The sequence below is a fragment of the Phytobacter massiliensis JC163 genome, assembly GCF_000321045.1.
Taxonomy (GTDB): Bacteria; Pseudomonadota; Gammaproteobacteria; order Enterobacterales; family Enterobacteriaceae; genus Phytobacter_A; species Phytobacter_A massiliensis.
This window is the reverse complement of the sequence record NZ_HE578948.1, coordinates 249666-276158: the sequence shown is the minus strand read 5'-3', so window position 1 is coordinate 276158 and position 26493 is coordinate 249666. Positions and strand designations below refer to the sequence as shown.

Below are 26493 nucleotides of genomic sequence, written 5' to 3'. Positions count from 1 at the left end.
CCCTGGAAGGGAGAGGGGGAAAACCACAGCCCTGACCCGCTCGATCGGTCCCCTCGCCCCTCTGGGGAGAGGGTTAGGGTGAGGGGAACAAAACGCGCTACTGCTGCCGCGCCAGCCAAGCCAGCATCTTCAGGCTGGCGGAATAATAATCATCCTGGGCGGTGATCTGCGGTTCACCGCCCGGCTCATTCAGCGTTAAATCGCGTACCGCCAGCTGCCCCTCGTTCATGTTGTAAGGCGCGTTATCGTTGGTGGCGACATTGACCCAGGCGGGGGTGCGGCTACGCTCATAGCTCTGCCACCAGGCGCGCCAGGGGGTTAATAACGCGCTCTGCGTATCCCACCAGTAAACATAAAGCGGTACGCGAATGGCGTCGTAGCTCATCCGGGGCGGCCACTCTTTGGCCGGGGCCAGCTTGCCATCGGCAGAGAGCGACACCCAGTCGGCAGGAAGCTGCGACTGACCAAAACGCATCTTGCCAAGCAGCGTGCTGGCATCGCGGATAAGCTCCCGCCACACCACCAGATGGCTGCGGCTGGCGAAATCCTGCCAGGCCGGGAAGATAAAGTACGACGGGTTCAGGTTCACCGAACTGTTAAGGTTGAAGCCCTTCGCGCCCGGCAGCATCACCCTATATCCGGCGAAATTAATCACCGTATGCTTCACCAGCGCCTGCGTGATGGCGTCAGAGGCGGCGGCGTAGCTGGCGTCGTTCCAGCGCTGGCTGGCTTTCAACAGCGCCCAGGCAATCAGCGTATCGCCGTCGGTGGCATCGTTCTTATCGGTGATGGGATCGGCTTCCACCGGATTAAAACGCCAGTAAAACAGCCCATTATCTTTGTTTTTTAACGTTTTGTTCGTCCAGCTCCACATCCGGTCAAAGGCGGCTTTGTCGTTGCTGGCGACCGCCATCAGCATCGCAAACCCCTGCCCCTCGGTATGGGAGACATTTTTATTGCCGGTGTCCACAATGCGGCCATCCGCCATCAGAAAGCGCGTTTTGTACGTTTCCCAGGCCTGCCCCGCCTGGGAGAAGGCGGAAAACAGCAGGCTCATCATAACCGCCGTGACGGCGAAAAAGCGTTTCATCATTATCAGACTCACTGTGTATTGGCGTAGCGGAATACGACGTCCGACACGGCGTTCAGCCGCACGCGGCGAAACGCGACATGGGATTTGCCGCCCTGATCCAGCATCCAGCGGGCGTAAAGCCCCTCAAGTATGGCGCAAAAGGCGTAACACCAGCGGGTCTGGCTCTCTGCATCGCGTGAGACGGGCAGCCCCTGGTGGCGGAACGTCATCTCTTCATCCCCGGCGTGAATATCAATAAAGCCCCAGTTAAATTCCGTCAGCCGGGCATTGATGCTGGCTTCCAGTTCGCCCACCGTCTGCGAGGCGGGCAGCGGGTAGCGTTCCGCCAGCGCGTCGCCCATCTGGCGCAGGAAGGGGGCGCTCTCCACCTCACCGACGTTTCTTACCATGCCGTCAACCATCGCCGACAGCAGGTCAAACCAGCCCGGCGGCGTCTGCTGACGCTGGTAATACGAGAGCAGGAGCGGGTTATCCGTACTCGAAGTCATTACTTGTCTCCCAACATATAACGGAACCAGAGCCCGGCGGTACTTTCGTTGTAGTCGCCAAAGGTGTCGTAGCCCACCTTGCCGCCCACCGTCATCTCTTTATTCAGGTTGTAATCCACCCCGGCGCGGAAGGTGTAGCCGATGCCGTTTTGCGAACGGCCGCCGTACTGCGCCTCTTTGGTAAAGCCCAGATCGGCCAGCTGTTGCAGCATACGTTGCGCTTGCGGATCGTTCGGGAAGTAGTCGCTCTTATCCTGGGTATAAGACTGATAGCCCACCGAGCCGCCGAGATTGAGCTTCCAGTTATCGATCTTCTGCGAGAAATCCACCGGCAACGACACGCTGACGTAGTTCTGCGGGCTAAAGTAGCCCCCCTGGCCAAAAGTGAAGTAGCTGAGGTTTTTGGAGAAATCCATCCAGCTCACGCTTAAGCCCGTCTGTAACTGGCGGAACTCATCATGCCAGGGGCGCATATAGACCCCGGCATTAGCGTTGACGCTGGTGTTGCTCTCCACGTTCTCGCCGATATAGCTGTAGCCGCCGCCGCCCACGAAGAAGCCCGCGTCGCCGTCGTCATAGCTCAGCTGCGCGCTGCCGCCGTTTTTGGTCACCTGTCCCCAGCGCTCCCCGGAATATCTGTCTTTCAGGCCGACATAGGAGAGCAGGCTGTCGGTCACCGCCCGCCGCTCGCCGGTCAGGATCAGCGTCAGGTAGTTGGTCAGCTTCGGCGACCACTTCACCCCGCCCACCAGCGTGTTCAAATCCTGGCCCAGCGGCGTACTGCCGATATCCAGCCGGTAGCTGTCGCCGCTCACCGCCATATTCAGCTCTACGCCGTTGGCGTTTTGCGAATCGGTTGATGAACCGATGGTGGTGTTGGGGTTCGCTTTGTAGCTGGACTGACTTAACGCTTTGAGTCGGTCCAGGTCCGGGCCGAGCAGGTTTGTCAGGCGCTCGAAGCCGGGATCGGTAAAGGGCGACAGATTATTGGGGTCGGCATCACCCGCCAGATCGGTAAACTTATCGCTATTGCCGTCATTTGCAGGCGCGTTAAGCGCATTCTGCACTGAGGCGCTGATATTGCTCACCGCGTTCGCCAGCGGGTTAGCCCCGTAGCGCCGCCAGCTGTCGCCGCTGGCGGAGCCGGAGCTGAGCGTTACCGGCGTGGCGGTAAACTCAAAGCGCGATTCGCCAAACGGCGAACTCGACCAGGTAAGCGGCGCTCTGGCTTCGGTCAGTTTGCTGGTGCCCGATTCGCCGTCGCGCCCGCGAATTTCTACCCCGCCTTGTAGCCACATGCCGGTTTTCTCATCCAGCTGGCGCATCATGTCGTCCACCTGACGCAGGGTACGGGCCTGCGCCGTCTCGGCGGGCAGGTCGGTGCGCGTGGTGCCCGGCAGGCTGGTGCCGGGTTCCGGAGCCACCTGCGCCACCTGCCACGGCAGGGTGGTGCCGTAGACGGACGACGAGGGAGCGGGCGCAGGCGTTTTACTGGTGGTGGTAAAGGGGTTATCCGCCAGCAGCACGCCGCCGATGGTCGGCGTGGCGGCGCTGTTGGTGGACTGCAGGCCCACCAGCTTGCCGCGGGCGCTCCGCAGATAGGTCATCGCCTGCTGGTGATTCCCTTGCGCCTCTTCCAGACGGGCAAGCAGCAGCAGGCGATCCGGGGAGTTGTCGCTGCGCAGGCCGCGGGCAAGGGTCTGTGCTTTCTCCACGTTGTTTTCGGCGAGCGCAACGTCGATAGCGCCGACGCGCGCCGCCTGATCCTCGCTGTCGCGCGTCATCAGGTAGTCATAGAGCACGCCCGCCTCTTTGTTCATCTTACCGGTCTGGTAAAGACGCCCCATCGCAAACATCAGGTCCGTGTTTTGCGGATCGTTTTGCAGTGCCCGAATCAGCTTGTCGTAGGCGGCGGCATAGTTGCCCTGCTCACGCAGTTCGTCAGCCTCGTTAATCACATAGCCGTTACGCACCCCGGCAAGCTGCGCAGGGGTACTGCGCGCCTGCACGTCCGGGTTGGACATGAACGTGAGCGCTTCCTGGGTCAGGCCCGCCTGGTTGAGCACCGCGATTTGGTCGGCGTAATCCCCGGCATTGCCCTGCACGCCCTGTTTCATGTTGCCGCGCACCAGCGCCACGGCGGTGGTGAGATCGCCGGTACGCGCCAGCATCCGCGCCAGTTTACCGGCATCCACCGGGCTTTCCGGCGGCTGGCTGGCCAGCGCTTTGAGCGTGTTGGCCGCGGCGGTCATATTCCCCTGGGCCAGATAGCGCTCCGCCGTGGCCATTTGCAGGTTGTAGTTGACCCGCACGGAAAGCTCCCGTATCTGCGCGTTACGGCTGGCCGGATTGATGCGCGCCAGCAGCGAGTTGGCCTGCTGCCAGGCTCCGCTTTCGCTGGCGTAGAGCGCGGCGGCGTAGAGCGAACTGGCCCCTGCCCCTTCGCGCCCGAGCGGGATCATCACCGTTGCCGCCTCGCCCTCCTGGCCGCTTTTTTGCAGCAGGCGAGCCAGGTCGAGGCGCAGCCACGGGTCGCCCGGCACCTGCGTTACGCCCTGGCGCAGCACGGCAATCGCCTGTTCGGTGTTTCCCGCTGCCGCCAGCTGTTGCGCCTGGCGGCGTACCGGGTCGCCCGGCGCGCCGGTGGCGACACGGGGCTGTAGCCGTGCCTGTAAATTTGCCGGCAGGGTACGCAGCATCGCCTGCGCATCCGCGGTTTTATTCTGTTCACGCAGCACGTAGTAGAGATTTTCCCGCGCTGAAGCGTTCTGCGGCTGGTCAGTGAGCACCTCGCGCAGGATCTGCTCCGCTTGGGGGTAATCTTTGTTCTGGCGCAGCACATCGGCCCGGAACAGTTTCGCCGCCGTGCCGCGCTCGCCGCTCTGTTGCGCCAGCGGCGAAGAGAGCGCCAGCGCCTGGCTCAGGTTGCCCTCTTTTAATGCCTGCTGCGCCTGGGCCAGCTGCCCGTAGAAGGCGGCGTCTTCCGCCTGGGTTTGCCGCTCCTGGGAGGCCTCGCCGCCCTGGCTTGCCGCCCGGCTCAGAAACTGCGACGCCGCTTTGTAGTCGCCGCTGCGCTGGGCGATATAGCCCATTCCGGCCAGCGCGTCGGCGTCATCCGGGTTGGTTTGCAGCACCTGCTCAAACTGGCGCTTCGCCATGCTGGCGTCGCCGCTGTTGAGCGCTTCATAGCCGGCCCCTTTCGCCGCGCCGCCAATGTTTTTGCGGTAGTAGTTTTGTACGTCGGCATCCTGCGGATGACGCTGGAGCCAGGTGTCGTAGAAACGTTCGTCCCCCGCCTGCGGGGCCAGCCACAGCAGCGCCTGACGCAGACCGTCATCGGCCTCTTTGCTGCCGCTCGCCATCGGCTCCAGCAGTAAAATGCCGTCGCGGCGCGTCTCTTCGCGCCAGGTCAGCATTTTACCCAGCGCCACGCGGGCCGCGGTGTCCTGCGGGTTCTGCGCGACAAAACTTTTCATCTGCGCCAGCGCCTGGGGATAGAGCGCCTTGTCCCCTGCCATTGTCTGGTAATACTCCGGCGCGAGGCTGGGGGGCGGCGTGTCGCCATTGAACATGCTGCGCCAGGTCGCCAGCGCCGCCGGAACGTTGCCGCTGCGCGCCTGCTGGCGCGCCAGGCTGAGCTGCCCCTGCGGCACCTGAGTAAGCTGCTTCGCATTATCGAGCGCCTGTAGGCCCGCATCGTCAGGAGAGACCTGCGCCAGTCGTCCACGCCACTGGGCGGCGGTTTGCAGATCGCCGTTCTGCTGCGCCCAGAGCGCCATCAGGTACATCGCCTGGGTGTTATTGGCATCCACCATCAGCACCTTTTTCAGCGACTCCATCGCCAGGTCGTCGTGGGATTTTTCATGCCAGTAGTTCGCCTGGTCAAACAGCGCCTTGAGCGCGGCATCATTGCCTGCGGCCTGCGCCTGCCCCAGTACGGCAAAGGTGAGGACGCCGGAAAGGCACAGCGTCGTCAAACGGCGGGCGGTGGTTATCATCATTTTTGTCACCCTTTTACTTTCTGTTGCTCAGGTCCAGGCGGCGGCGCGCGCGGTTCCTCAGCCAGACGTACAGAATCGGCCCAACGATGCAGCCAAACAGTAACCCCAAAATCGCTAACAGCGCCGAATGCTGGTTGGCATACCAGACCACCCGCATCTGCGCGGGCATCTCCCCGCTGGGGAACTGCTCGCCGACGCGGAAGCTGCGCACGCCGTTTTCATTGGTGATCACCGCAGCGTCGCCGCGAATACCGGCGTTGATGCGCGCGGAGGCAAGATCGCCATGCAGCCGCGAGAGCTGCTCGTCATTGCTGCCAAGCGCCAGCACGACCAGCCGACTGTCGTTCCACGGCGAGCGGAAACTGACAAACCCGCGCCAGGCCTCGTTCGACGAGAAGTAGCGGTCGGCTTCCAGGCCATCGGAGGCCCAGTCCCCGGCTATCCAGCGTTTGACCCGCTGCCAGGTGGTCGGCTCGCGTACCCCCAGCGTACTGTCCACCACAAACGGCGAACCTTTCAGCAGGTCACGGTTGAAGTCATGCTGCTCCATCCCGCTCACCGCCAGCACATCGCGGTTATGCAGCAGTTCGCTGTCGCCCCCGGCGGTAGGCACGCCCAGCACCACCCGGTTGTAAGCGAGCGCCGTGCCGGTCGCGTTGCCGGAGCGCGCCGCCATATCCAGCAGGGTGGCAATCTGCGTTTCGCTGGGGTTTTCCGGCAGCATCAGCACCGTTTCAGAAAAATCAGCCAGCCGGGTGAACGGGAACGAGGCGCCGACGAAATAAGAGAGGTTAGGCAGCAGCGCAAAGTGGCGGGTGTGGCTAAGGTCGATCCACGAATCCTCTTCAATGCGGCTTTTAATGTTGTTATTGAGCAGCACGCTACACGGCGCGCTCGCCTTCGGCTGGATATTGAAATAGAGCGACAGCTGGTTATCGCCGTAAATCATGTACGGCTCCAGCGGCATGTCGAACTTCTCCTGGCGCGCGTCGCCGCCCAGCTTATGCCACAGGGTCTCCAGCGCCCCCTGCTTATTCACCGGCAGGTTGTGCAAAAACGTGTTGTTCAGGGTCATGCTGAGCCACGAACGCTCTTCATCAATCCAGCTTTCGGAGGGGAAACGGTAGCCAATGTGCAGCGGAATGGTCTCGCCGTCCCATAAGAAGAGATCGGGCGCGGCGCGAAACGCCACCCGGATCGCGTCATGCCACAGCCCGGTGGAGGTCAGGCTCTGATCTTTACGGATCAGTTCAGAAAGCTTCACCGGCCGATCGGTTGGGATCCAGCGCGGCGCATCGTAAGGTTTGCTGGCCGGGATGGGCTGCTTCTCCACGTCTACCGAGGGGGTCTGCATCGCAAAGTTGCCGCGGGTCAGACGCCAGGCGGCGGCGCGCAGGCTGGCGTCATCTTTCCCTACCACCAGCAGCAGTTTGTACACCGGGTTCGCCGGGTTATCCACTATCCGCAGCAGCGGCTGCGCGCTCTCGGGCAGCGTCAGGCCGCCAATCTGCTCGCCGGGATGACCAATCAGAATGCCGTTTTTCTCCGGCAGACGGTCATGCCAGGCCGCAAACGCCACGCCGCGGTAATCTGCCTGAATGCCTATCCACGACGAGATCAGCGCCCCGGCGCTGAGGGTATCCGGGCTGAGCTTTGCCGGAAACGCCATCGCAATGGCCGCAGGGGTCATCTGCATATTGTCGAAGAAAGGCCGTGGGAAGTGGCTCAGGTCCGCGCCAATATCCAGCTGCTGCCCTTCCAGTTCAAAGCGGGAGTCCGGCATCACCGTCACGCGGTATTTATTGGTCAGATCGCGCTGGCACTGCATGGCATCGCCGTCGATCACTTTAAAGCTGAGGTTGTTGCTGGAGACCATCAGCGCCGCCGGGATATCAAGCTGATACTGGGCGATATCGCTGTCGCTGGTCGTGAGCGGCACGGTGCCGAGGGGCTGGCCGTTGAGCATTAGCTGCATGGTGGCGTTGCGCGAGGCCATCGCCGGGGAGATTTTCAGGTTCAGCGTCAGCCGCGCGGTGGTAATCACCTGATCCAGCGGCAGGGTGAACGTCGCGCCCCCCTGAAACTGGCCGCCGCTCAGCGAGATGCCTTCGGCAAAGCCCATCTGCGCAATGCTGACGCTGTTTACCACAGACGGCACAAATAATGGCGTAGCGGCTGGCTCGTTTTGCGGCAGCAGCGACGCCACCGTCGTCTCTTCGCCGTGCAGCGGCGCGATAAACAGCGAGCCGAGCAGTAGCGCAAGGGAAGTCAGGCGTTTCATACGTTGCCCTCCTCCCCGGCCGCGGCGCGGGCGTGCTGCGCGCGCAGGCGGCGATTCTCCCGGCGGTTTTTCCACGTCAGCCAGAAGAGGTCGAAAACGCAGCGGATAATGGTGCCCATCGAGCGGAACGGGTTGTCCTGCGGCTTCGGCGGGTTGATCCACGCGTCGGCGCGGGAGAGCACCACGCGCACCAGCTCGCGGCGGCGCGACAGCGGAATATCTTCGAACATCAGGCGGATAAAGGCCTCATCGCTGGCCACGGTTTTCACCGGGATCAGAATGGCTCCGGACTGCAGCAGCAGCTCTATCTCTTCAATTTCATCATCCTGATGGCGGCCATCCGGCGCCACGATGCGGCAGCCGCCCATCGACAGGTCAGCGGTATGGCTACGGGAAACAATGCCGCTGGCGTAGTGCAGCAGCACCGGGATCTCGGCGTCAATACGGATGGTTTTCCGGGTCTGGCGGGTTTCCCGCGCCACGGCGATAGCGGCCAGCAGGAAGATCAGGCTATAGAGCCCCCAGCCCACGTTGAGGGCGATAACGCGCGGGTCCACGCCGAAGTAGTCATGAGCGCAGGCGCGAACGATACCGGCTATCACCCCCGCCGCCAGCAGCAGGGCGATAATCAGGTGCGGACGCACCACGCCAAAGTCAAAGTAGCCCACGTCGAGCAGCGCCCCTTTATCGGTGACGTTGAACTTGCCGCGCTTGGGGAAAATCATGGTGACCACCGTCGGCAGGACGATATGGAAAGCCAGCACCAGGTCGTAGATCTCCCCCCAGAAGCTGTAACGGTGCCGCCCGTTCATCCGCGAGTTGACGTAGATGGCAAGGAACAGGTGCGGCAGCGCGTAGGCAAATATCAGGCTCGCCGAAGAGTGAATAATGTTCAGGTTAAACAGCAGGTAGGCCAGCGGCGCGGTCACAAAGGCGATGCGCGGCAGGGCGAACTGATAGTAGAGCATCGCGCTGAGGTAGCACAGGCGCTGCTGGATAGTCAGCCCGCGTCCCAGCAGCGGGTTATCAAGGCGGAAAATTTGCGTCATGCCACGCGCCCAGCGGGTACGCTGAATCACGTGCAGCACCAGGCGTTCGGTAGCAAGCCCGGCGGCCAGCGGAATATCGATAAACGCTGAACCCCAGCCGCGGCGCTGTAATTTCAGCGCGGTGTGGGCATCTTCGGTCACCGTCTCTACCGCGAAACCGCCTATCTCTTCCAGCGCGCTGCGGCGAATCACCGCACAGGAGCCGCAGAAGAAAGTAGCGTTCCAGTTATCATTGCCCTGCTGAATCGGGCCGTAGAATAGCGCCCCTTCGTTAGGAATATTGCGCCCGACCGAGAGGTTGCGCTCGAACGGGTCCGGCGAGTAGAAGTAGTGCGGCGTCTGTACCAGCGCCAGCTTCGGGTCTTGCAAAAAGCCGCCTACCGTCGCCTGCAGGAATATGCGCGTCGCCACATGATCGCAGTCAAACACGCAAATCAGCTCCCCCTGGGTAAGCTTCATGGCGTGGTTGAGGTTACCCGCTTTGGCGTGGTTGTTGTCATTGCGGGTGATATACCCCACCCCAACATCGGCGGCGAAGACGGCGAATTCGCGCCGTTTACCGTCATCCAGCAGGTAGATGTTGATTTTATCTCGCGGGTAGTCGATGCACTGGGCGGCCAGCACGGTATCGCGTACCACCTCCAGCGGCTCGTTATAGGTGGGGATATAGACATCAACCGACGGCCACAGGCTCATATCATCAGGCAGCGGAACAATTTCACGTTTTAACGGCCAGACGGTTTGCAGATAGCTCAACAACAGCATTACCCAGACATAGACTTCCGCCAGAAATAACCCCATGCCAAGAATGGTCTCAATCTCGGAATTAAAATGCAGGGTCTGTGTCAGACGGAAATACATATAACGGGTCGACAGCAAAATCGACATCACCACCATAATCACGGAGACGCTGCGTTTTTTGCTAAAGCCCATTAAAAACAGCACGCCAATACTGAGTAGGCCGAAAATATACTGTTTCTGGCTGTCCATCGGCGTGATGATCACCAGCACGGCAACAGGCAGCAGTGCCAGCACCAGCAAAATAGAGAGAAACTTTTTCATAAATAGCCCTGCGCGAATTAGAAGCCAGACATCGTCGGTTTTCCGTGAACGGTGCCGTCGCCGATTTTGACGCCGAGAATACCGGCGACTTTTTTGGCAAGCAGTTCGATGTCAAATGCCGCAGCGGAGGCGGGGCTAAAGTCGAAAATGGACTGTTGCGAGGCGTTGGCTTCTACCACGCTCTCATCACGATGGATCACGCCCAGCAGCCGGTCGCCCAGCTTCTGCTCCATAAAAGCGGTCACGTCGCGGCTAATCTGCCGACGGTTATCGCTCTGGTTAAGCACCACATAGTGGCCCGCTTTTTTATTGAGCACCTCACCGGTAAGGCGGTGATTTTCAATATGCGGCAGCAGGGAAAGGGACGCCGTATCGGCCTGCAGGGCGACCAGGTGCAGGTCGGCAAGCCGGGACATCGCCTTCAGGGCGGCGGAAGGGCCGGGAGGAAAATCGGCAACGATAATCAGGCCGGGGTAGTTCAGCAGGGTATTTAACCCCCGGGTGAGAAAGTGTTCGTCGGCCGCCAGGCGCTCATCCAGCGCCAGACGCTGTTGCTCGCTGGCGTCGCCATAGGGCAGCACGAAAATATTACCCCCTGCGGTCAGCACAAACTGGCTCCAGTCGGAGGATTCCGCCGCTCTGGCGGCAAAGCCGCGACCATCGGCCAGGGGAACGCCAAAGTGCAGACGCAGGGCATTCTGAATATCAAAATCCAGCGCCAGCACCTTACTGCCGGACCGCGCAAGCGCGTAAGCCAGATTTGCCGTCAGGGTCGTTTTCCCAACGCCCCCCTTCGGCGAACAGACACAAATCAACGGCATGAAGCGATCCTTTCAAGCAATGAGTGTAATGGCCTTTCTTTTTCTTCATCAGGTTTGGCATCCGCCACTTTCGCCGCGAACAGGCGGGCGTAATCCGCAGGCGCGGATGCTGACGCGGGGCGGGAAGGCGCTCTGGCGAGCGCGGGCGCGGCCACAGGCGCGGCAGCGACAGGCGCGGCTGCCGGTTCCTCATGGCGCACCGGCTCAGCAACGGGCGCTGGCGCTGCGGCGGAGAGTTGCTCCGCCACTTCCTGAAACAGAGAGACGGACGCGGCGGGCGTTTCAACGTGTGCGGCGGGCGCTACGCGTTCCGTGGCGGCGAAACGTTCCGGATCGACGGGCTGCGGCTGCGACAGAGAGACGTGGCCTCCCATTGCCAGCCCGGCGTCTTCAGAGGCAGGGGCGAACTGGTTAATTATCGCCCAATTCCCATGCTCGTGCGCCTGCTTCTGCGCCGACAAATCCTTAAAGTCATGGTTCTGGTTGCGGGTCTTATCCTTAAACCTCTGCAAATCATCATAATGGTTCATTGTTATACTCATGATTTACAAAAATAAACTGCCCCTCACGCCCGCAAAATTCGGCGCCAGGTAAACAGCTTTAGTCGCGTCTGTGATGAGGTATTTAATTATTAAGCTTATTATTTCGTGGTTAAATTACATCAGTATTATTTCACGCAAATATATAAACCCTTTCTCTCCACATGCTAACTTTTTTTAGCGGAAAAATCATTAAAGTAGTGAATAGCGAAAGCTGCAATAATTATTCTTATAAGAATTTACTAAAGCCAAATGACGTATAGAAAAAACTACCATGAGATTATTGCACAGCAGTTTAAACCAGATTATTTAGCAATCGATTTAATTCTCGATGAGTTGATGAAATATTTTGAATGGTTATTTATTTTCACCCAGCATGAAACTTTCATACCTTACCGCCATTTTTCGTTGCAGACTCACTGCGCGCTAGCCTCCTTGCCCGGAATGCGGTAAACAGTATCAAGGCACTATCGGGCGAGGAAGACGGCATGCATATTAGTGCACAGGTATTGAAGGTGATTATCACCATTGCACGGTGCGGAAGTTTCGCCGCCGCCGCGGAGGAGTTGCATAAAGTGCCCACCGCGCTTAGCTATACGGTGCATAAACTGGAAAGTGAGCTGGAACTCAAGTTATTTGAACGACTTGGTAAACAGCTAGAGCTCACCGAGGCCGGGCATTACTTTATTAAAAAAGGGCAGATGATCTTAAGCGAACTGGATGAACTTCAGTTTGCTACCCAGCGCATCGCCTCAGGCGTTGAAACGCGCCTGAACATCACCCTGAACAATATTATTAGCCTGCGCCCTCTCTACACCCTGCTGACGGAGAGCGAGCGCCACTTCCCCCATACGGAAATACATATCGCTATTGATGTCCATGACGGCGTATGGGACGCGCTGCTGGATAAACGGGCCGATATCGCCATCGGCGCGCCCAATCAGGTGGCGCTGCCCGGCGAAATCTGCTGCCTGGAGATGGCGACGGTAGAGTGGCTGTTCGCCATCGCTCCGGATCACCCCTTAACGGCGTTAACACGCCCGCTACGCGCTGACGACCTGCGCCGCTATCCGGCCATCTGCATTCAGGACACCTCGGTAAAACTGGAGCCGAAAGTGGCCTGGCAGCTACGCGGGCAGAAGGCGATTGTCGCGCCGGACTACCCGGCGAAAATCGCCATGCATCTCAATGGCCTCGGGATAGGCTTTCTCCCCTCCCACCTCTGCCAGCACTTTATTGACGACGGGCGGCTGGTGCGCCTGATGGTGGAAGAGAGCAAGCAGCCGACGCCGCTGTTCCTGGCCTGGCAGCAACGCTCCCCGCGCCCCTGCTACTCCTGGTGGCTGCAGCAGCTTAAGCTGCCGGAGGTGCAGCAAGGCTTCTACACTACCCTATGCTAACGCGTATGCCGCCGCGCGGATGCCGGCGAGCATATCCTCTCCGGATGAGTGGCCGTAGCGGGCGACCCCCTGCACCGCCTGCGGCAGGCGGGTGATATCAGCCGCCGCCAGCGCCAGCAGTAACGCGCCGTAGCGGCTTTCACATCCGTGGTTCAACATCGCCCGGCTCACGTCCGTGGTGCGGGGCAGGAGCGCCGGTAGCGCCTCCGCCAGCGCCTGCCGCTGCACGGCGCGCCAGTTGTCCAGCGTCCACAGCAGCCCCAGCAGATAATCATCTCCGGCGGGGGTCAGCCCCTCCCCATAGCCGACGAACGCGCGCGCCAGCGGCGTCGGGTCGCTTGCGGGGGTTCTGAGCCAGCGGATAAGCCTCTGCTGGGCGTCAGCAAGCCGCGCGTCGGCGGCCAGCGCCTGACGCACGCCTTTCGCCGCATGCAGAGCAAAAAAGTCATCAATGACGCCTGTTAGCTGCCCCAACGTCACCCTTGCGCCGCCGGGAACAAGTCGGGTGCTCTGCGCGAAGGCGTGACGCAAATCGACGCGCACGCTTTCCCCCGGGCGAAAAAAGGGGCGTAAATCCTGATGGTCAATGATAATGCCGCCGGGTGAGAGCGGCACGTCGCGGGTCTGTAATACCCATAACGCGCCCTCAGGCGTTTGCAGGTTGCAGGCGTGGCGAAAGACAGAGTGCGCCCGCAGCACATGCACCCCGCGGGGCAGCGTGTCGCATACCTGCAAACCCTTTATGCTTTCCACTCACGCTCCCCGTTCTGCACACGTTGCGACCATTATGGCGACTTTATGCCCGACCATCCCTCATATTTTTTGAGGAACAGGCAGAAAACGTTTTTGCGACCGGGGCGTTATCACTCCGTACACTCGATTTAGAGCCAGACAACAAGGGAACGTTTATGCGCACGATTAAAGCCCAACCTTTTGACTTTCAATTCGATCCCGCTTCCACCGCACTGGTGGTCATCGATATGCAGCGCGACTTTGTTGAACCGGGCGGCTTCGGCGAAGCGCTGGGCAATGATGTCTCCCTGGTGCGCCGGGCGATTGAACCCTGTGCCGCGCTGTTGAAAAGCGCCCGCGAAGCCGGGCTGCTGGTCATTCATACCCGTGAGGGACACCGCGACGATCTGAGCGACTGCCTGCCCGCCAAACGTACCCGTGGCGGAAAAACCTTTATTGGCGAACAGGGTCCGATGGGGCGCATTCTGGTTCGCGGTCAGCAGGGCCACGACATTATTCCTGAACTCGCCCCGCTACCCGGCGAGCCGGTTATCGATAAACCGGGCAAAGGGGCATTCTACGCTACCGACCTCCAGCTCATTCTCCAGTCCCATCGCATTACCTCGCTCATTCTGTGCGGCGTGACCACCGAAGTGTGCGTGCAGTCCACCGCCAGGGAGGCCAACGATCGCGGCTATGAACTGGTGATCCCCGAAGACTGCTGCGCCTCTTACTTCCCGGCCTTCCACCAGGCGGCGCTGGAGATGATTAAAGCGCAGGGGGCGATTGTCGGTTGGGTGAGCGATTCCGCTGCGGTTATCGCGGCGCTACGTCAGTAACGCTCTACAGGCATTAAGGCATTCGTTCGAGGATAAAAAATGACACTGCATTATCAATCTTTCCCCAATCTGTATAAGGACTCTGTCTCCCTGATGCAGATATCCGCCAGGCTGAACGCGCTGGCCGGGGTAGAGCAGGCGTCGGTCGCGATGGCGACGCCCGCAAACCTTGAACGCATGCGCGACGCAGGGATGGATATCACCCTGGAGCCGCGTCCCAACGACCTGCTTATCGCCCTTGAGGCGAGCGAAGAGGCGGGCAGCGAGGCGCTGAAACTCGCCGCGACGCTGCTGGCGCCGCCTGCGGCTGAATCGCAGGCAACCGCCGATCGCCGCAAGCCGGTCAGTATTGCCATGGGCCTGCACGACGCGCTGGACGCCAACTTCGCCCTGATTTCCGTACCGGGACGCTATGCGGGCGCCGAAGCGCTCAAAGCCCTGAGCCGCGGCCTGCACGTGATGCTGTTTAGCGATAACGTCCCGGAAGAGCAGGAGGCGGCCATCAAACGTTACGCCAGCGAACATCAGCTGCTGGTGATGGGGCCGGACTGCGGAACCGCCATTATTAACGGTCAGCCGTTAGGCTTCGCCAACGTGGTGCGCCGCGGCGCGATTGGCCTGGTCGCAGCTTCCGGCACCGGCTTGCAGGAAGTAAGCTGCCATATCCATCATCTTGGCGCTGGCGTCTCGCAGGCCATCGGCACCGGCGGGCGAGACCTGCATGAGGCGATCGGCGGGTTAAGTATGCTGCAAGGCATTAGCCTGCTGGCCGACGACCCCGATACAAAACTGATTGTTTTAATCTCCAAACCGCCCTCACCAGGGATTATGCAGAAAGTACTGGCCAGCGCGCGCCAGTGCGGAAAACCGGTCGTCGTCCATTTCCTGGGCGCAGATGACCACAGTTTGCAATATGAAGGCGTCATTCCCGCACTCAGCCTGCGTCACGCAGCGGAAGTCGCGGTAGCCACGTTAGAGGGTAAACAGGCGCCACGAGAGTCCAACACCAGGGATACTCTCATCGCCAAAGCCCGGGCCAGCCTCGGCGCGATGGCACCCACACAAAAAGAAATACGCGGCGTTTTCGCCGGCGGCACATTCTGTTACGAAGCACAACTTGCCCTGCTCGCGGCTGAAATCCCCTGCGAGTCCAACGCGCCTGTTCAGGGCGCGACGGCGCTCCAGAGCCAACAGCAGGGCCACGGACACAGTCTTATCGACATGGGGGACGATGAATTTACCCGGGGCAGACCGCACCCGATGATTGACCCGGAACTGCGCAACGCGCGGCTCCTTACCGAAGGCCGCGACCCGGCCACGGCTGTTTTACTGTTTGATATCGTGCTGGGCTACGGCGCCAGCGCCGATCCCTGCGCCGCGCTGTTGCCGGTGCTGGAGACTCTGCGGCAGGAGGCAGCGCAAGCGCAGCGCCATCTGTTGCTCATCGCCCATGTTTGCGGCACAGAAGACGATCCGCAGAATCGTCAGCAGCAAATTGAACGTTTACAACAGGTCGGCGTGCTGGTTGCAGACAGCAATATCGAAGCTGCACGGCTGGCGGCTTTCGTAGCCCTTCAACGGAAATAGATGATGACGACGTTATTTCAACAACCGCTCAGCGTGCTGAATCTCGGTCTGGAGAGCTTCGCCAACGATATACGTGATGCAGGCGGAGACGTTCTGCATTTGCAATGGCGACCCGCGGCCCAGGGCGACGAAGAGGCGAACTGGCTGCTGGCGACGCTGATGGCCGATACCCGCGTCGATGCGGCGAATGAGATCGCCCTGCAACGCTACCTTGACGCCCAGCCGGTGCTGGTGGATATCATGACCGCGCGGGAAGCGATTCCCGGGCTGGCGGCAGAGCGTAAGATCCTGCACGCCGGGCCGCCTATCGCATGGGCGGACATGTGCGGCCCGATGCAGGGCGCGATTGCCGGCGCGATTGTGCTGGAAGGCTGGGCCAGCGGCGTTGAGCACGCCATGCTGCTTGCCGCCAGCGGGGAAATCGCCCTGGAGCCTTGTCATCATCACCATGCCACCGGGCCGATGGCGGGGATTATCAGCCCGTCAATGCCGGTCTGGGTGGTTGAGAATAAAACCCACGGCAACCGCGCCTACTGCAACTTCAATGAAGGGCTGGGCAAAGTGCTGCGCTTTGGCGCTAACCACGATGAGGTGCTGACGCGTCTGCGCTGGATGGCCGATGTGCTGGCCCCTGCCCTCAAACAGGCGCTCGCCATGAGCGGCAATATCGAACTCAAACCGATGATTGCCCAGGCGCTGCATATGGGCGACGAGTGCCATAACCGTAACGTCGCCGCCAGCGGGCTCTTTTTCCGCCGTCTCGCGCCGCATCTGGCCCGTATCAAACACGGCGCGGAAGCGCTGGAGTTTATCGCCGCCAATGACCACTTCTTCCTGAACCTGTCGATGGCCGCCTGTAAATCCATGCTTGATGCCGCCAGCAACGTGCCGCACAGCTCAATGGTGACGGTGATGGCGCGTAACGGCGTAAACTTCGGCATTCGCCTCTCCGGTACAGGGGATCGCTGGTTTCAGGCGCCGGCTAACCCGGTTGACGGCCTGTTCTTCCCCGGTTTCGGCGTGGAGGATGCGGCGGCGGATCTGGGCGACTCCGCCATTACCGAAACGGCAGGCATCGGCGGCTTTGCGATGGCAGCCTCCCCGGCGATTGTCAAATTCGTTGGCGGCACGCCTGCCGACGCGGTACGCCACAGCCAGGCCATGCATGAAATCACCCTGACCACGCAGCCCGCGTTCACGCTGCCCGCGCTTAATTTCGTCGGCAGCGGCTGCGGCATCGACGCTCGCTGCGTCGTTGACAGTAATATTCTGCCTATCATTAACACCGGTATCGCCCACAAGCTCGCGGGCGTCGGGCAAATCGGCGCGGGCATTACTACCGCGCCTCTGGCCTGTTTCCTTGCGGCGATTAAAGCATTGTCGCAAGGAGACGACCATGTCTAGCGGCAAACTCGCCGTCGTCGCGGTCGGCGGCAATGCGTTAATCCGCGCCCCTGGCGAAAACGCCCTTGAGCAGCAGTACGACGCGGTTAAAGAGACCGCCAGCCATGTGGCGGAGCTGATTGTCGCAGGCTGGCGCGTGGTGCTAACCCACGGCAACGGGCCGCAGGTGGGTTTTATCCTGCGCCGCAGCGAGGTCGCCCGTGACGCCGCGCCTACCGTGCCGCTGGAATACGCCGTCGGCGATACCCAGGGGGCGATCGGCTTTATGTTCCAGAACGCCCTCGACAACGCGCTGCGCAAACGCGGTTACCCGCAGAAAAACGTGGTGGCGCTGGTCACCCGTACCCGTATCGATCCCCACGACCCTGCCTTCACAAAACCGGACAAACCTATCGGCGCCTGGCTGGACAAAGAGACAGCCAGCCAGCTTGCCGCCGCGCAGGGCTGGCATATCGCCGAAGATGCCGGGCGCGGCTGGCGGCGCGTGGTCGCCTCGCCTACGCCGCTGGAGGTGATTGAAACGCCGATTATTCGTACGTTGCTGGCGCAGGATACGCTGGTGATCGCCTGCGGCGGCGGCGGGATCCCGGTCTGGCGGGATCGTGACGGATCGCTGATGGCGGCGCAGGCGGTGATCGACAAAGATCGCGCGTCCGCCCTGCTGGCGATTGAATTGCAGGCAGACATGCTGCTTATTCCTACCGGCGTTGATCGGGTGGCGCTCCATTTTGGTACGCCGCAGCAGCGCTGGCTGAGCCAGCTTTCGCTGGCACAGGCGGAACAGCTGCTGCAAAGCAGCGAATTTGGCGCGGGCAGTATGGCGCCAAAAGTAGAGGCGATGGTGACTTACCTACGCGCCTGCCCACAGGGAACCGGGCTTATCACCACGCCAGAGGGGATCGCCCGCGCGCTCAACGGGCAGGGTGGAACCCGTTTTACGTGCTAATGCAAGCACACTATTCAGAGCAAAACACTATGATAAATAACAAGATATTACTCGCCGTTAATGGCACATTAATGCGTGGCCTTGCGCTTAATCCGAATATGGTCGCCGCGCAGGCCGATTTTGTCCGTGAAGCGCATACTGCCGCCTGCTACCGCTGCTGGAGCATTAACGATAACCACCCTGGCATGATTCGTACGCCGGGCGCTGGCGGTGAAATAGCCCTGGAGATTTGGGCCGTTCCCCCCGCCGGGCTGGGAGAGATCCTCGCCAAAGAGCCCGCCGGATTGTGTATCGGTAAAGTGGAACTGAGCGATGGCAGCGAAGTACTGGGCGTACTGGCCGAACCCTGGCTGGTGGAAGGGCAAAAGGAGATTACCCATCTGGGAGGCTGGCGAGCGTATACCGGCCATTTTATGACTACATAATTACGTCAGGAGCAGGAGCATGGCACAAGGAAATCACGCTTATCGCCCATCGCTGTGGGTCGCAGGCGATTTAAACGCTTTTTTTGGTCTGTTCACCAATGTGTTGTTGAATGTGCTGGTGCTCTCGGGGTTAGCGCTGTATGTCGCGCAAATTCCGGCCACCACTGTCTATGGCCGTATTCTGCCAGCGCTGGGCATCGCCCTGCCGCTTGGCAATCTCTTTTACGCCTGGCTTGCCTGGCGGCTGGCGCGCCGCGAGGGGCGGTCTGACGTTACCGCCCTGCCTTACGGCCCCAGCGTCCCGCATATGTTTATCGTGGTATTCGTGGTAATGCTGCCGACCCTGCTCATCCATAAAGACTGGATGCTGGCATGGAAGCTGGGCCTTATCTGGGCAATGATTGTCGGCGTGATTGTGCTGGCCGGGGTCATTGTCGGGCCGACTATCCGTAAATATACGCCGCGCGCCGCCATGCTGGGGACACTGGCGGGTATCGCTATCGCCTTTATCGCCATGCGTCCGGCCTACCAGATGTTTGATACCGCCTGGATAGGCGTTATCTGCTTCGCTATTATCCTGCTCAACTGGGTTGGCAATGTGCGCCTGCCGTTTGGCCTGCCTGGCGGGCTGGCGGTGGTGATTGTCGGCTGCATCCTCGGCTGGGGAGCGACGCTGCTCGGCCTGAGCGACATCATGAGCCCGGCGGCGGTGAAAGAGGCCGCGGGCAACTTCTCCCTGCATCTGCCCTCCATTACCGGCGATGTGTTTAGCGTGCCGTCCGAGCTGGTGTGGCCGCTGCTGGTCACCGCTATCCCGCTGGGTATTTTCAACTTTACCGAAATCCTCAACAACGTGGAGTCCGCGGCGGTAGGCGGCGACAGCTATAACCTGCGCGCGGTGCTGGCGGCGGATGGCGTCGGCGCGATTGTCGGCGCGCTGCTCGGCTCACCTTTCCCGCCTGCCGTGTATATCGGTCACCCCGGCTGGAAAGCGATGGGCGGGCGTATCGGTTACTCACTGGCGACCGGTATCGCCATGGCGGTGGTCTGCTTCCTGGGGCTTACCGCGCTGCTGCTGTCGATTATTCCTCTGGTCGCTATTGTGCCCATCCTGCTCTTTATCGGGCTGGTTATTGGCGCGCAGGCGTTCCAGGTTTCCCCGAGACGCCATGCGCCGGCCATCGTGCTGGCACTGGTGCCGAACATCGCCGAATGGGCGAAATCTCAGGTGGATGGCGCGCTGAACGCGGCCGGGGCCAGTTCGGTGAACCTGTCTGCCGACGTGCTGGCGAACATGACCAGTAACGGCGTGCTCTATAACGGCATGGCGGTGACCGGCGGCGGCGCGGTGCTGGCAGGGTTGATGATGGGGGCGATTGCCGCGTTTATTATCGACCGGCGCTTCAACTGGGCCGCAGTCTATGCCGCAGCCGCGACGGTGCTCTCATTCTTTGGCTTTATTCACGGCCACCAGATGGCGGTTAACGCCTCGCCAACGGTGACCTTTGCCTACGCGGTAGTCACCGTGCTGCTAACCTTCCTCGCCTGGCAGCAGGTACGCGAGCAGGGCAAACTGGACTGGTCTCCGATTGATAACGACAGCGAGCCAATGCGCTGAGCGCAAGTTTGATTCGTAGCCGATGCGCTTATCGGGGCTATGGTTGTAGCGGTATGTTCCCCTCTTCCCAAAGGAGCGAGGGAAACGATCATGCGGGCTGGGGCTAGAGTTTTCCCCCTTCTACCTTTTAGGGAGAGGAAGGAAAACCGCCCAGGGAAGGACAAAAAAAACCGGAGGCTAAGCTCCGGTTCTGTATTTCAGCGTTTACGCCTGTGGCTTCTCGCCGTTTTCATCCTGATCGACGGCGAAGCAGGCGACAAGCTGGCCGCCGTAGTCTTTAAGCTGCGGCTGCAACTGGGTGCAGGGGCCGAAGCGACGACGGCAGCGGGCGTTGAACGCGCAGCCCGGCGGCGGGTTGAGCGGGCTGGGCAGCTCGCCGGTGAGCTTAATGCGCTCGCGGCGGTCGTCCGGGTTCAGACGTGGAGTGGCGGAGAGCAGCGCCTGCGTATAGGGATGACGCGGGTTAGAGAAAATCTGCTCTTTGGTGCCCTTCTCCACGCAGCGGCCCAGGTACATCACCATCACTTCATCCGCAATGTGCTCCACTACCGACAGGTCGTGAGAGATAAAGACATACGACAGCCCTAAGTCCTGCTGCAGGTCCATCATCAGGTTCAGCACCTGCGCGCGGACGGAGACGTCCAGCGCGGAGACTGGTTCATCGGCAATCACCACGTCCGGGTCCAGCATCAGACCACGGGCGATAGCGATACGCTGACGCTGACCGCCGGAGAACATATGCGGGTAACGGTCGTAATGCTCGGTTTTCAGGCCGACTTTCGCCATCATCGCCAGCGCTTTCTCCCGGCGCTCCGCTTTACTCAGCGTCGAGTTAATCAGCAGCGGCTCTTCCAGAATCTGCCCCACTTTTTTGCGCGGGTTCAGGGAGCCGTAGGGGTTCTGGAACACGATCTGGATTTTCTGCCGACGCAGTTTCTGCGCCTGCGGATCGTGTTTGAGCAGATCCTGCCCCTGGTAGTACAGCTCGCCGCCGGTCGGGGTTTCAATCATCGTCAGCAGGCGGCCAAGGGTGGATTTACCACAGCCGGACTCGCCTACCACCGCCAGGGTTTTACCGCGCTCCAGCGAGAAGGAGACGCCATCCAGCGCTTTCACCAGCCGTTCCGGGGCGAAAATCCCCTTCTTCACCGGGTAGTGTTTTTTCAGGTCGATAGCCTGCAACAACGGTTGCGTGGCGGCCTCGTGCGTACTCATAGTGTGGGCCTCCCGGCATCATCGAGTGGGTAGTGGCATTTTGACTGGCGTCCGCCGTCAACGGTGTTGAGCGCAGGCTCTTCCACCCGGCAACGGTCCGTCGCATAGGGGCAGCGCGGGTTCAGCAGGCAGCCGCTCGGACGGTCATACTTGCCGGGCACCACGCCGGGCAGCGACGCCAGGCGCGCTTTATCCTGCGCGAACTCCGGCAGGGCGCGCAGCAGCGCCTGGGTATAGGGGTGACGCGGCGCACGGAAGATATCCCGCGCCGCGCCGGTCTCTACCACCTGGCCTGCGTACATCACGATAATTTTATGCGCCGCTTCGGCCACCAGCGCCAGGTCATGGGTGATCAGGATCAGCGCCATGTTCTCTTTTTGCTGTAGCTCCAGCAGCAGTTCGATAATCTGCGCCTGGATGGTGACGTCCAGCGCGGTGGTCGGCTCATCGGCAATCAGCAGCTTCGGCTGACAGGCGATCGCCATAGCGATCATGACGCGCTGGCTCATCCCGCCGGAGAGCTGGTGCGGGTAAACATCCAGACGCGATGCCGGGTCCGGGATGCCCACCTGAGTCAGCAGGTCAATCGCCCGCTGGCGGCGCGTTCGCTTATTGCCGCCCTGATGCACCTTAATCGCTTCCATAATCTGGAAGCCGACGGTGTAGCAGGGGTTGAGGCTGGTCATCGGGTCCTGGAAGATCATCGCCACTTCGGAACCCACCAGATTACGGCGCTCTTTTTCCGAAATACGCTTTAAATCCTGGCCGTTGAAATCCAGGTTTTCCGCCATTACGCGGCCCGGAAAATCGATCAGCCCCATAATCGCCAGCGAGCTGACCGATTTACCCGAGCCTGATTCGCCAACGATACCGACGACTTCGCCCTGGTTAACGCTGTAGCTTACGCGGTCTACGGCGCGGAACTCGCTGCCAACGTCACCGAAGTGCACCGATAATTTATCTACATTTAATAACGCCATCTCGAACCTCTTACTGCTTCAGTTTGGGGTCGAGCGCGTCACGCAGTCCGTCACCCATCAGGTTAAATGCCAGTACCGTCAGCAGGATCGCCAGACCGGGGAAGGTCACGACCCACCAGGCGCTCTGGGCGAACTGCAACACATCGGAGAGCATGGTGCCCCACTCCGGTGTCGGCGGCTGCGCGCCCATGCCCAGAAAGCCGAGGGCGGCCATATCGAGAATGGCGTTCGAGAAGCCCAGCGACGCCTGAACAATCAGCGGCGCAAGACAGTTAGGGAAGATGTTAACGAACATCTGGCGCATGGCGCCCGCGCCCGCCACGCGTGAGGCGGTGACGTAGTCGCGGTTGACCTCTACCAGCACCGCCGCGCGGGTTAAGCGCACATAGTGCGGCAGCGCCACGAAGGTAAGCGCCAGCGAGGCGTTGACAATTGAGGGGCCGAATATCGCCACCAGCACCAGCGCCAGCAGCAGGCTCGGCAGCGCCAGCATGATATCGACCACGCGCATGATGATGTTATCCACCAGGCCGCCAAAATAGCCCGCGATCAGCCCAAGGATGACGCCCATAATCAGCGACAGCACGACCACCAGGCAGCCCACCAGCAGCGACAGGCGCGCGCCGAACATCAGGCGCGACAGGGTGTCACGGCCAACATCGTCGGTACCGAGGATATGCGACCAGGTTCCGCCGTCCTGCCAGACCGGCGGCGCCAGCAGCGCGTCACGGAACTGTTCAGCCGGGTTATGCGGCGCAATGACGTTAGCGAAGATAGCGATCAGCAGCATGATGACCACGTACGCCAGGCCAACAACCGCCCCTTTGTTGCGCTTGAAGTAATGCCAGAACTCCTGCAGCGGGGTCATCGGCACCGGTGCGGAGACAACTTTGTTTTCAGTTACTTGTGACATGATGTCCCCTTACTTCTTGTGACGAATACGCGGGTTCACCACGCCGTAAAGCAGGTCGACCAGCAGGTTGACGAGAATAATCATCGTCGCGACCAGCAATACCCCACCCTGCACAACCGGATAATCGCGGCGCTGCAGCGCGTCGATGAGCCAGCGTCCCAGGCCCGGCCAGGAGAAGATGGTTTCCGTCAGAATCGCGCCCGCCAGCATAGTGCCGACCTGCAGACCGATAACGGTCACCACCGGCAGCATGGCGTTACGCAGCGCATGGACGATAATCACCCGCATGCGGGTCAGCCCTTTGGCACGCGCGGTACGGATGTAGTCTTCCCCCAGCACTTCCAGCATCGAAGAGCGGGTCATACGTACAATCACCGCCAGCGGGATAGTGCCCAGCACGATAGCAGGCAGGATCATGTGCGCCAGGGCATCGATAAAGTTGCCCTCTTCGCCCCAGATGGCCGTGTCGATCAGCATAAAGCCGGTCAGCGGGTTACTGTCGTCAAGGAATACCATGTCGCTGACGCGACCGGAGACGGGCGTCAGGTTGAGCTGTACCGACACCAGCATGATAAGCATCATGCCCCACCAGAAGATAGGCATGGAGTAGCCGGTCAGCGCGAGGCTCACCGCGGTGTGGTCGAAAATGGAGCCGCGCTTCACGGCGGCCATTACGCCTACCGGAATACCGACTGCCACGGCAAAAATCATGGCGCAGACGCCAAGTTCCAGCGTCGCCTGAAAGCGAGGCACGAACTCGTCCCACACCGGAAGACGGCTTTTCAGCGATATCCCTAAATCACCGTGCAATACACCCCATACATAATGGACGTACTGCTCCCACAGCGGCTTGTCGAGACCAAGCTCTGCCAGCAACTGGGCGTGACGCTCAGGCGAAATACCACGCTCGCCCGCCATGATCATTACCGGGTCGCCGGGAATCATATGGACAAAGGCAAAGGTGAGAAGGGTGATACCGATAAACGTCGGGATAACAAGCCCAAGACGTCGGAGGATGAACTGCAACATAACCCGGATTCTCTGTAATGACGCAACCTGGCGGCGCGTCTGTATTGCTCACAAATGTAAATTCCCCGCAGGCAGGGAATAAGCCCTTCCCCTCTCCGTTGAGGAAGAGGGGGAAGGGCAGCGTGCCTGTTATTCCATGGACACGTTTTCGAAGTGGTGTTTGCCCAGCGGATCGACCACGTAGCCTTTCACCTCTTTACGCACCGGCTCATAGACGGTGGAGTGCGCGACGATCAGCGCAGGTGCCTGGTCATGCATCATGACCTGAGCCTGTTTGTACAGTTCGACACGCTTGTTGTGGTCATCGGTTGCGCGCGCCGGCTGAATCAGATCTTCAAACGGCTTGTAGCACCAGCGAGAGTAGTTGGAACCGTCTTTCGCCGCGGCGCAGCTGAACAGGGTGGCGAAGAAGTTATCCGGATCCCCGTTGTCGCCGGTCCAGCCCATCATAACGGCCTGGTGCTCACCCGCTTTGGCGCGTTTCAGGTACTCGCCCCACTCGTAGGTAACGATCTTGGCCTGGACGCCGATTTTCGCCCAGTCAGCCTGAATCATCTCGGCCATACGGCGTGCGTTCGGGTTGTACGGACGCTGTACCGGCATCGCCCACAACTCAACGGTGAAGCCCTGCTCGTGGCCGGACTCTTTCAGCAGCTGTTTCGCTTTCTCGACGTCGTAGGTGTAATCCTTCACGTCGTCGTTATAGCCCCACATGGTTGGCGGGATCAGGTTTTTCGCGGCAATGCCTGCGCCCTGATAAACGGCTTTAATGATCGCCTCTTTGTTTACCGCGTAGGTCAGCGCCTGACGCACTTTCACGTCATCAAACGGTTTCTTCTCGGTGTTGAAGGACATGTAACCGACGTTCAGGCCAGCCTGCTCCATCAGGTTGATGTTTTTGTCCTGCTTCATGCGCGCGATGTCCGCCGGGTTCGGGTACGGCATCACCTGGCATTCGTTCTTCTGCAGTTTGGCGTAACGCACGGAAGCGTCAGGCGTGATAGAGAAGACCAGACGGTCGATCTGCGGCTTGGTGCCCCAGTAGCCTTCAAACGCTTTATACAGAATACGGGAGTCTTTCTGGTACTGCTGCAGCTGGAACGGACCGGTACCGATAGGGTTCAGGTCAACTTTATCCGGCGTACCGGCTTTCAGCATGTTGTCAGCATATTCTTTTGACAGGATAGAGGCGAAGTCCATGGCCAGGTCGGCGAGGAACGGCGCTTCAGGGCGAGTCAGCACGAACTGGACGGTCATATCGTCCACTTTCTTCACTTCGCTAATCAGGTCTGGCAGACCCATGCCTTCGAAGTATTCATAGCTGCCGCCAGAAATTTTGTGGTACGGGTTCTGGGCATTTTGCTGACGATCGAAGGAGAACACCACGTCATCGGCATTCAGGTCGCGCGTCGGTTTGAAATCTTTATTATCCTGCCACTTCACACCCTGACGCAGGTGGAAGGTATAGGTTTTGCCGTCTTCGCTGACTTCCCACTTTTCAGCCAGGCCAGGAATAATTTCGGTTGTACCGGTTTTGAATTCCACCAGACGGTTATAAATAGGCACCGAGCTGGCGTCATAGGTGGTTCCAGAGGTGAACAGCTGTGGGTTAAAGCCTTCCGGCGAGCCTTCTGAACAGTAAACCAGGGTTTTAGCCTGCACGCTTGCCGCTACGGTCATCGCCACCAGGCTAAGACCAAGCTTCAGCATCCCTGACTTCTTCAAGGAAATACTCATTATTCTGCTCCAATGTGATATGTGTTGTTACCCTTGCGCTGGGCTATCCGACAGCCGTTATTAGATTTTTGCCTGGCATTGCCGGAAGTTATGAGAGATGGGGAATCCTTTCAGGGCTGACTGAGTTGCAGTGCAGATTCTCCGTGAAATGCCCCTCATGCCCTACAATCTGTCAATAGAATGTCAAAACGTCAATACAGGTAACGGGGATTTACATCGTTGATGCGAATCAACAAACAAAGTGAAAAAAAAGCTCCGGCCTCTATTTTCAGCAGGTAAATTTATGCTACGCGCAATAAAGCAGAACATTCCTCCTGACTAATTTACGCATCGC

The 26493-nt window shown here is 60.1% G+C and carries 20 protein-coding genes; 7 read left to right on the top strand and 13 right to left on the bottom strand.

Annotated features, from left to right (window positions below; all coding sequences use genetic code 11):
• Positions 1-97: 97 nt before the first annotated feature.
• Genes ENTHG_RS18710 through bcsO form a run of 7 tightly spaced genes read right to left on the bottom strand, consistent with a single transcriptional unit; the run spans position 98 to position 11325 of the window.
• Positions 98-1093 (bottom strand): family 8 glycosyl hydrolase, encoded by a 996-nt coding sequence (locus ENTHG_RS18710; RefSeq protein WP_044183298.1) that lies wholly within the window; start codon positions 1091-1093, stop codon positions 98-100.
• Between the two features lie 8 nt (positions 1094-1101).
• Complete coding sequence (gene bcsD / locus ENTHG_RS18705; protein ID WP_044183295.1) at positions 1102-1581, bottom strand: cellulose biosynthesis protein BcsD; 480 nt, start codon at positions 1579-1581, stop codon at positions 1102-1104.
• Positions 1581-5579 (bottom strand): cellulose biosynthesis protein BcsC, encoded by a 3999-nt coding sequence (locus tag ENTHG_RS18700; RefSeq protein WP_425325306.1) that lies wholly within the window; start codon positions 5577-5579, stop codon positions 1581-1583. The genes bcsD and ENTHG_RS18700 overlap by 1 nt, the downstream gene beginning before the upstream one ends.
• Before the next feature lie 16 nt (positions 5580-5595).
• Positions 5596-7863: a cellulose biosynthesis cyclic di-GMP-binding regulatory protein BcsB gene (gene bcsB / locus ENTHG_RS18695; RefSeq protein WP_044183289.1), complete on the bottom strand. Its 2268-nt coding sequence runs from the start codon at positions 7861-7863 to the stop codon at positions 5596-5598.
• The gene (bcsA, locus tag ENTHG_RS18690) at positions 7860-9974 is read right to left on the bottom strand and encodes a UDP-forming cellulose synthase catalytic subunit (protein WP_052332735.1); all 2115 of its coding nucleotides are present in this window, start codon (positions 9972-9974) and stop codon (positions 7860-7862) included. The genes bcsB and bcsA overlap by 4 nt, the downstream gene beginning before the upstream one ends.
• Positions 9975-9991: 17 nt before the next feature.
• Complete coding sequence (gene bcsQ, locus ENTHG_RS18685; RefSeq protein WP_044183286.1) at positions 9992-10795, bottom strand: cellulose biosynthesis protein BcsQ; 804 nt, start codon at positions 10793-10795, stop codon at positions 9992-9994.
• Positions 10786-11325: a cellulose biosynthesis protein BcsO gene (gene bcsO, locus ENTHG_RS18680; RefSeq protein WP_044183282.1), complete on the bottom strand. Its 540-nt coding sequence runs from the start codon at positions 11323-11325 to the stop codon at positions 10786-10788. Before bcsO ends, bcsQ begins: the two co-directional genes overlap by 10 nt.
• A gap of 497 nt (positions 11326-11822) precedes the next feature.
• On the opposite strand from bcsO, the gene ENTHG_RS18675 reads away from it, so the two are divergent.
• Positions 11823-12734: a LysR substrate-binding domain-containing protein gene (locus tag ENTHG_RS18675; protein WP_044183279.1), complete on the top strand. Its 912-nt coding sequence runs from the start codon at positions 11823-11825 to the stop codon at positions 12732-12734.
• On the opposite strand, the gene ENTHG_RS23785 is transcribed toward ENTHG_RS18675, so the two are convergent.
• Positions 12726-13487, bottom strand: a complete 762-nt coding sequence (locus tag ENTHG_RS23785) for an oxamate carbamoyltransferase subunit AllH family protein (RefSeq protein WP_052332734.1) — start codon at positions 13485-13487, stop codon at positions 12726-12728. The two genes, ENTHG_RS18675 and ENTHG_RS23785, sit on opposite strands and share 9 nt — an antisense overlap.
• Before the next feature lie 155 nt (positions 13488-13642).
• On the opposite strand from ENTHG_RS23785, the gene ENTHG_RS18665 reads away from it, so the two are divergent.
• From ENTHG_RS18665 to ENTHG_RS18640, 6 genes are read left to right on the top strand one after another with little or no spacing between them, the layout of a single operon-like run.
• Complete coding sequence (locus ENTHG_RS18665; protein ID WP_044183276.1) at positions 13643-14305, top strand: cysteine hydrolase family protein; 663 nt, start codon at positions 13643-13645, stop codon at positions 14303-14305.
• A 39-nt stretch (positions 14306-14344) separates the two neighbouring features.
• The gene (gene fdrA / locus ENTHG_RS18660) at positions 14345-15892 is read left to right on the top strand and encodes an acyl-CoA synthetase FdrA (protein WP_044183273.1); all 1548 of its coding nucleotides are present in this window, start codon (positions 14345-14347) and stop codon (positions 15890-15892) included.
• Positions 15893-15895: 3 nt separating this feature from the next.
• On the top strand, positions 15896-17296 hold the full coding sequence (locus ENTHG_RS18655) for a YlbE family protein (RefSeq protein WP_044183998.1): 1401 nt from the start codon (positions 15896-15898) through the stop codon (positions 17294-17296).
• Positions 17289-18242: a carbamate kinase gene (locus tag ENTHG_RS18650; protein WP_044183270.1), complete on the top strand. Its 954-nt coding sequence runs from the start codon at positions 17289-17291 to the stop codon at positions 18240-18242. Before ENTHG_RS18655 ends, ENTHG_RS18650 begins: the two co-directional genes overlap by 8 nt.
• 29 nt (positions 18243-18271) lie before the next feature.
• Positions 18272-18667 carry an allophanate hydrolase-related protein gene (locus ENTHG_RS18645; RefSeq protein ID WP_044183266.1) on the top strand — a complete coding sequence of 132 codons (396 nt, stop codon included), beginning with the start codon at positions 18272-18274 and terminating at the stop codon, positions 18665-18667.
• A 19-nt stretch (positions 18668-18686) separates the two neighbouring features.
• Entirely contained in the window at positions 18687-20285 is a 1599-nt protein-coding gene (locus ENTHG_RS18640) for a hypothetical protein (RefSeq protein ID WP_044183263.1), read from the top strand.
• A 204-nt stretch (positions 20286-20489) separates the two neighbouring features.
• Here ENTHG_RS18640 and dppF read toward each other — a convergent pair whose 3' ends face one another.
• The 5 genes from dppF to dppA form a co-directional block, all read right to left on the bottom strand.
• Positions 20490-21500, bottom strand: a complete 1011-nt coding sequence (dppF, locus tag ENTHG_RS18635) for a dipeptide ABC transporter ATP-binding subunit DppF (RefSeq protein WP_044183260.1) — start codon at positions 21498-21500, stop codon at positions 20490-20492.
• Positions 21497-22480 (bottom strand): dipeptide ABC transporter ATP-binding protein, encoded by a 984-nt coding sequence (gene dppD / locus ENTHG_RS18630; protein WP_044183257.1) that lies wholly within the window; start codon positions 22478-22480, stop codon positions 21497-21499. Before dppD ends, dppF begins: the two co-directional genes overlap by 4 nt.
• Before the next feature lie 10 nt (positions 22481-22490).
• Positions 22491-23393 (bottom strand): dipeptide ABC transporter permease DppC, encoded by a 903-nt coding sequence (gene dppC, locus ENTHG_RS18625; protein ID WP_044183254.1) that lies wholly within the window; start codon positions 23391-23393, stop codon positions 22491-22493.
• 9 nt (positions 23394-23402) lie between these two features.
• Positions 23403-24422, bottom strand: a complete 1020-nt coding sequence (gene dppB, locus ENTHG_RS18620; RefSeq protein ID WP_044183251.1) for a dipeptide ABC transporter permease DppB — start codon at positions 24420-24422, stop codon at positions 23403-23405.
• A 129-nt stretch (positions 24423-24551) separates the two neighbouring features.
• Entirely contained in the window at positions 24552-26159 is a 1608-nt protein-coding gene (gene dppA, locus ENTHG_RS18615) for a dipeptide ABC transporter periplasmic-binding protein DppA (RefSeq protein WP_044183248.1), read from the bottom strand.
• Between the last annotated feature and the right edge of the window lie 334 nt (positions 26160-26493).

Excerpts from the sequence above, each read along its gene's own strand:
- ENTHG_RS18710 (WP_044183298.1), bottom strand. The coding sequence starts at position 1,093 with ATGATGAAACGCTTTTTCGCCGTCACGGCGGTTATGATGAGCCTGCTG.
- bcsD (WP_044183295.1), bottom strand. The coding sequence starts at position 1,581 with ATGACTTCGAGTACGGATAACCCGCTCCTGCTCTCGTATTACCAGCGT.
- ENTHG_RS18700 (WP_425325306.1), bottom strand. The coding sequence starts at position 5,579 with ATGATAACCACCGCCCGCCGTTTGACGACGCTGTGCCTTTCCGGCGTC.
- bcsB (WP_044183289.1), bottom strand. The coding sequence starts at position 7,863 with ATGAAACGCCTGACTTCCCTTGCGCTACTGCTCGGCTCGCTGTTTATC.
- bcsA (WP_052332735.1), bottom strand. The coding sequence starts at position 9,974 with ATGAAAAAGTTTCTCTCTATTTTGCTGGTGCTGGCACTGCTGCCTGTT.
- bcsQ (WP_044183286.1), bottom strand. The coding sequence starts at position 10,795 with ATGCCGTTGATTTGTGTCTGTTCGCCGAAGGGGGGCGTTGGGAAAACG.
- bcsO (WP_044183282.1), bottom strand. The coding sequence starts at position 11,325 with ATGAACCATTATGATGATTTGCAGAGGTTTAAGGATAAGACCCGCAAC.
- ENTHG_RS18675 (WP_044183279.1), top strand. The coding sequence starts at position 11,823 with ATGCATATTAGTGCACAGGTATTGAAGGTGATTATCACCATTGCACGG.
- ENTHG_RS18665 (WP_044183276.1), top strand. The coding sequence starts at position 13,643 with ATGCGCACGATTAAAGCCCAACCTTTTGACTTTCAATTCGATCCCGCT.
- fdrA (WP_044183273.1), top strand. The coding sequence starts at position 14,345 with ATGACACTGCATTATCAATCTTTCCCCAATCTGTATAAGGACTCTGTC.
- ENTHG_RS18655 (WP_044183998.1), top strand. The coding sequence starts at position 15,896 with ATGACGACGTTATTTCAACAACCGCTCAGCGTGCTGAATCTCGGTCTG.
- ENTHG_RS18650 (WP_044183270.1), top strand. The coding sequence starts at position 17,289 with ATGTCTAGCGGCAAACTCGCCGTCGTCGCGGTCGGCGGCAATGCGTTA.
- ENTHG_RS18645 (WP_044183266.1), top strand. The coding sequence starts at position 18,272 with ATGATAAATAACAAGATATTACTCGCCGTTAATGGCACATTAATGCGT.
- ENTHG_RS18640 (WP_044183263.1), top strand. The coding sequence starts at position 18,687 with ATGGCACAAGGAAATCACGCTTATCGCCCATCGCTGTGGGTCGCAGGC.
- dppF (WP_044183260.1), bottom strand. The coding sequence starts at position 21,500 with ATGAGTACGCACGAGGCCGCCACGCAACCGTTGTTGCAGGCTATCGAC.
- dppD (WP_044183257.1), bottom strand. The coding sequence starts at position 22,480 with ATGGCGTTATTAAATGTAGATAAATTATCGGTGCACTTCGGTGACGTT.
- dppC (WP_044183254.1), bottom strand. The coding sequence starts at position 23,393 with ATGTCACAAGTAACTGAAAACAAAGTTGTCTCCGCACCGGTGCCGATG.
- dppB (WP_044183251.1), bottom strand. The coding sequence starts at position 24,422 with ATGTTGCAGTTCATCCTCCGACGTCTTGGGCTTGTTATCCCGACGTTT.
- dppA (WP_044183248.1), bottom strand. The coding sequence starts at position 26,159 with ATGAGTATTTCCTTGAAGAAGTCAGGGATGCTGAAGCTTGGTCTTAGC.